The 4,913-nt window shown below is 56.2% G+C and carries 6 protein-coding genes; 3 read left to right on the top strand and 3 right to left on the bottom strand.

Annotated elements, in window-relative coordinates; translation table 11 throughout:
* Positions 1–417 (top strand): RNA-guided endonuclease InsQ/TnpB family protein (locus BMX17_RS24495; protein WP_139203776.1); only part of this gene is annotated, 417 nt, incomplete at its 5' end.
* Between the two features lie 63 nt (positions 418–480).
* On the opposite strand, the gene BMX17_RS24490 is transcribed toward BMX17_RS24495, so the two are convergent.
* Positions 481–894, bottom strand: coding sequence for a MarR family winged helix-turn-helix transcriptional regulator (locus tag BMX17_RS24490; RefSeq protein WP_092665166.1), 414 nt, complete (start codon positions 892–894; stop codon positions 481–483).
* A 128-nt stretch (positions 895–1,022) separates the two neighbouring features.
* On the opposite strand from BMX17_RS24490, the gene BMX17_RS24485 reads away from it, so the two are divergent.
* Complete coding sequence (locus tag BMX17_RS24485; protein ID WP_092665163.1) at positions 1,023–1,571, top strand: DUF8170 family protein; 549 nt, start codon at positions 1,023–1,025, stop codon at positions 1,569–1,571.
* Between the two features lie 67 nt (positions 1,572–1,638).
* Here the strand turns inward: BMX17_RS24485 and BMX17_RS27190 are convergent, their stop codons facing one another.
* A complete protein-coding gene (locus tag BMX17_RS27190; RefSeq protein WP_244515110.1) occupies positions 1,639–1,791 on the bottom strand; it encodes a phage terminase large subunit family protein in 153 nt (50 codons plus the stop codon).
* A 277-nt stretch (positions 1,792–2,068) separates the two neighbouring features.
* Complete coding sequence (locus BMX17_RS24480) at positions 2,069–3,409, bottom strand: RNA-guided endonuclease TnpB family protein (RefSeq protein ID WP_092665160.1); 1,341 nt, start codon at positions 3,407–3,409, stop codon at positions 2,069–2,071.
* A gap of 475 nt (positions 3,410–3,884) precedes the next feature.
* Between BMX17_RS24480 and BMX17_RS24475 the strand changes: the two genes are divergently transcribed.
* Positions 3,885–4,913 (top strand): hypothetical protein (locus tag BMX17_RS24475; protein ID WP_092665157.1); only part of this gene is annotated, 1,029 nt, incomplete at its 3' end.

The raw sequence follows: 4,913 nt of genomic DNA, 5'->3' as shown, positions 1-4,913 counted from the left end.
AAGTCGATGCTGGAAGGCGACAAGAACGGTCGGAATACGGCCGAGGTTGGGTGGCGTGACTTCATCGCTATCCTGAAACACCACGGTCGGAAGCGTGGCTGTCATGTCGTGGAAGTTGACCCGGAAGACACGACGAAAGAATGCAATCAGTGTGGTGTGAAAACCGAGAAGCCGTTGTGGGTCCGGGAACACTCGTGCCCGAGTTGCGGTTTTGAAACCGACCGTGACTATAATGCCGCGTTGAACGTCTGGGAACGTGGTTTGCGGAAGCTAGGAGTGGTTCACTCCGAAGCAACGCCTGCGGAGACTGGAACCGCTGTGGACACGGATGCCATCCATGAAGTGTCTGCAAGTTACGTCGTGGAAACAGGAAGCCCCTGCCTCAAGGAACGAACGGCGAGAGCCGTGAGTGAGTAGGCAGGGGTAGTTCACCACGCCATTCCTCTCAACTTCTGAGGGTTTCAACAGATTCCGGTGCCGTTAGACGCCGTCCGGACGGGGGGCGTTCTCGTACTTGACCATCTTCTCGGGCTTGTCGGAAATGGTGTCGTAGATCTGCTGGAGCGTCTCTTCAGCGGCCAGTAGGTTGTGTTCCTCCAGGAACTCCCGGCCCTCCTCCGTGAGGCCGTAGAACTTCCAGGGGTAGCCCTGCCGGCGCTGGTCGTCGTCTAGGGCGACCTCTTTGACGATGCCGGCGTCGATGAGCTTCTGGATGTGCTTGTAGACGGTGGCATCGCTCACGCTGGGGTTGAGCTCCTCGAGCTCGTACATCGAGGGGAGCTGGTCGGGGTGCTGGAGGATGTTGTTGATCAGCGCGAACCGCGTCTGTTGGGTGACGAAGTGGACGAGTTCGCGGGATTCCATCCCCTCGGCAGTTCCCAGGTCGGTACTCATACGACACGATACACGGCCTGGCGGCAAGTAGTTTACCCTTGAGTAAACCACTCTGTACTAAACCATACTTAACTAAGCTGGTGATTTACTCCGTAAACCATATCGCACGACGCTGAGAGGGAGCGTGTATGTCCGACGAGGAGTCGCCCGTCCCTGAAGAAGTCCTCACCAGTGCGAAGGACCAACTCGACGACGAAGAGATATCGCTGGCGGACAACGAGGAGATCCTCCACGCTCTGAGCGAACTGACCCCCGTCTACGAGAACGACCATTCATACTTCGTCTTGGGTAACTACGACCGGGAGCCGATTCGGCGGCTGAACCTCGTGGTCGACCGGCTCAACCGCCGGCAGGACGCCTACGCGTTCCGGATGGTCGACATCCGCGGGGAGTGGGACAACAGTATCCAGAAGTTCTGCCTGATTGCCGACATCGTGACCTACCTTGTTGGCGTCGCCGAGAAAGAACCGAGTGACTTCCTCGTCGAGCAGGGCCTCCTCGTCGGCACGACGGAGTTTTTCGAGAAAAGCCACGTCCTCAAACGGGTGTATGAGGACGAGGAGCACCCCTTCGGCTGGATGCAGGACGGCGTTTTCAAGCTGTTCGAGCAAGAGGGACGGCTGTACCGCTGGCAGACCCAGGAGGAGCTCGTCGACGTCACAGAAGAGCTCCCGTGACGACAGTGGAACCGTAACTGTCTGTGTTAACCAACAATACTATGCTGATACTCGGTTTGTTGGTTAATCACTCAGGGGCGACGACATCCCCACAGCCAGGACACTCAGCCCAGATACTATCAGTTCCGTCATCCTTCGTGTATTTGACCAAAATCCAGGTTTCAGGTATGGTCTCAGCGCAGTTTGGACACCGGCCAAGAACCGTTTCATCACCTTTCATGGAACAGAGGATGGAAGGAGCGTGTGACTAGATCCTTCCAGCAATTTCTTTAGCCTCCTCAACTGTAAGTGTTCGCCGATTTTGGTACCAGCACACTACGTTTCCGGTGAAATTCCCAGTCGATATATGAGCAGACCTCGGGCTACTGACAAACTGAGTTGCTGACGGATTCTGTAGGCAGGCAAACATTCAAAGTAGTGACGAGACTACAGGATAGGTGATGGAACAGCGGCCCAAGGTGAAGTACCCCGCGCACGGTGGCGCGGGGCATCCGTGTTTAGTCCTGCACTGCTGAGGCAACGGTCTTTAATTCCTCTCGCGCTCCCTGTGACGGTTGTGCCGACGTTCCGTGTCGGTGAACACCCGAAGCAAAAATTGCTCCGTGAGAGTCGGTCCCTCCACCAGGACCCGATGCCGCCCGTCTCACCTTCCGTACTCGTGGAAGGGTTTCGAGAGACGGCACATTCTCAGTCTCTTGCTCGTCAAACCAGTTTTGCACCACGCACACTGCCGCCTTCCTATCACTGTGGTCTTGGAACCCACACCGTTTGCACTTGAACCGCTTTTTCTGGCGATTCGCCTGTTCTGTGTGCTGGCACTCCGTTCTCGGACATCGCTGACTCGTGTACTCAGGATTAGCCTTGTCAGACGGAATTCCCTCCCACGCAGCTTTGTACGACACCATGTTTTGGAGTGCTGCAAACGGCAGCGAGTGTAGGCGGCGGTTCATCCGCGTTCCGTAGTCGATGGAGTCACGCATGTCTTTGAGGTCTTCAAAGACAATTACCGGGTCTCTGAATTGCGAGACCCATCCAACTACTTTCCGCGACACTTTATGCAGGCAATCGTGAACGTAGTCGCGTTCTTTAGTCTGTACGACTGTCTCGAATGCAGTCTGTTCGGCTTTCTGCATCCGCTTGCGCTTGGTGAAGAACTCGTGGCGCTGTTCTTTCACTGACGGATACTCGAATACCACGGAGTCTTTCACCGATCCGCTCTGACTCATCGCAACAAGTGCAATACAGTCTTCGTTGACATCCACACCGACAATCGTGTCTGCATCGTTCTTGCTAGCGACTCGATGAGTTGCGTGTGTGACGGTGACGTGGAGTCGCCACTCGTTGTGTTTGTGGACGACTTCAGCGGTCCCAACCCGCCACTCTTCGTCGTTGAATGCGGTTCGTAATTGATCAAAGTGGTCGGAGCAACCACGGAGTTCGCCTTTGACGTGCGTGCCTCTCGTGGCAGTGATACGGAAACGAACTGTCCCGTCGTCTTCGGGGAACAAGCGGTAGCCTTCGCCGTGGTTCATCAGCACTGGGTACAACTCGTCAATATACGGGTCTGGCCGCCCCCAATCATCGTCTTTATTGTCGTGGTAGGTTTCGATTTCACCGAGTGCCTTGTCAACGATGAGTTGACTAGTGTTTTTGACGTGGTTAGCGTTATCCACGACAACTGATTTGATGGCATCCCATTCACCGCCTTGTCGGTCGAGACGATTGGTCTCGTTGCGGATACGGCGGGCTTCGAGACAGCCGGTTAGCAAGTCGTCGCCACTCCCCGTGTGGATGTCTAGTCCAAACGATAGTGTTTGGGTGAGTTTGGACGACTGCACTGGATTTTTGTACGGTTCGCTATCTGTTAAAAGCTCGTGTTCTGACGCGCTTCACCCCCGACCACGGTGGGTCGGGGTACTCGCGCTGCTCTCTTCTATAGAAGTGGATATTTTCCTCTATCCTCAGAGGATCTGGAAGTTGGGGCTTCGCTTGTCACAACAATGAGCCTGCACGTTTACCTAATGCTCTCTCATCGATGATGGGATGAAACAAACGACAACCGGTCGCTGCATACATCCTCTGCATCTAGATCCTCGACCGCTACTCGGCCTTCTTGTAACACTCCCTGTCAGAACTAGATTCGTGGAAAGACTGTATCTGGTCCTAAAGAAGGGCTGAACCGCCGGAATATACTTTGAATGGGGGGTGTCTAGCCATGTTAGCATACAGTGCTAACTGAAATTGCTTTGTACCAAATTGGCTCGTGGCAAATTGCAACGAGACAGAATTGGGGCACGGCGGTCCAGTTGATCGATGTCACAGAACAAACGACTCGCCGAATACTGGGATGCGGACGGTCCAGGATTGGGACAGAGCAGAATCGCCGCCTCCTATCGAGCTCCCGTGACGGCCGACCGGCTCGTCACCGACGGGTTCTATCAGTTGAAGGACGGCCAGAGTACCGACTGCGAACTTACACTCCGTCGATTCCAACGTAAAGACAAATCCAGCCAGTTGTTCCACAACGAACGGCGGTATCTCGCCCACACACGCTGGGTCAGTGACGGTGACGTCGAGTCCTACATCAACGAACATGGTGAGGCCGTCTGGGAGCTCCCATCAGCGTATGCGGACTTTCGCGAGGAATTCAACCGGTGGCTCCACCGGGCCAGTGGCACGCTCACCCGGTACGGCTACGGGATCGGCCCAAAAGCCGTCGAAATCGCACTCCGGGCGCTCGCCGGCAAAGGCCGATACTCGGTGGAGAACTATGACCTGATCGTCTGCGACGACGCTCCTACCGTGCTGCTGGGGCCGGCCGGCACGGTCCTCATCCGGGAACACCCGATCCACAAGCCCGATCTGGAAGGCCAGCACGCCGCACAGCCGGTCGAAACTCCAGCCGGGGAAATGGTCGTCGAAGAAGGCAAGCCCGCCATCCTGACCGGGATCGAACGCTTCGCGAGCATCCTCGATCAAGACTTCGACATCACAATCACCGACCACGTCTCCCCACCACGGTCGGGAACCAGCCAACACCGGTTCGCAGTCGAGAGTTCCACCGTCGACGGAGAGACAATCGAAAGCATCGCGATCAACGCCGACGCACTCGCGACACTCGGCCAGTGCCACCGGAACCCAACCGACGTGCCAGTGTGCGGTGGCGGTGTCGTCGACGCGCCCGTCGGAGACGGACAGTACCGCTGCAGCTGGGACGGTCCAGACGAAGATGAAGAAATAGGGAGAGTGGACAAGTACGGTCGAATCGTGGTCGGCTACGAGTTCGACTGGCGGTCAACGGTGACCGGGCCGAAGAAGAACCAAGCCTGTGTTCGCATTCAC

It is taken from the genome of Halorientalis persicus (assembly GCF_900110215.1).
GTDB lineage: Archaea > Halobacteriota > Halobacteria > Halobacteriales > Haloarculaceae > Halorientalis > Halorientalis persica.
This window is presented reverse-complemented; position numbering and strand designations above follow the sequence as displayed.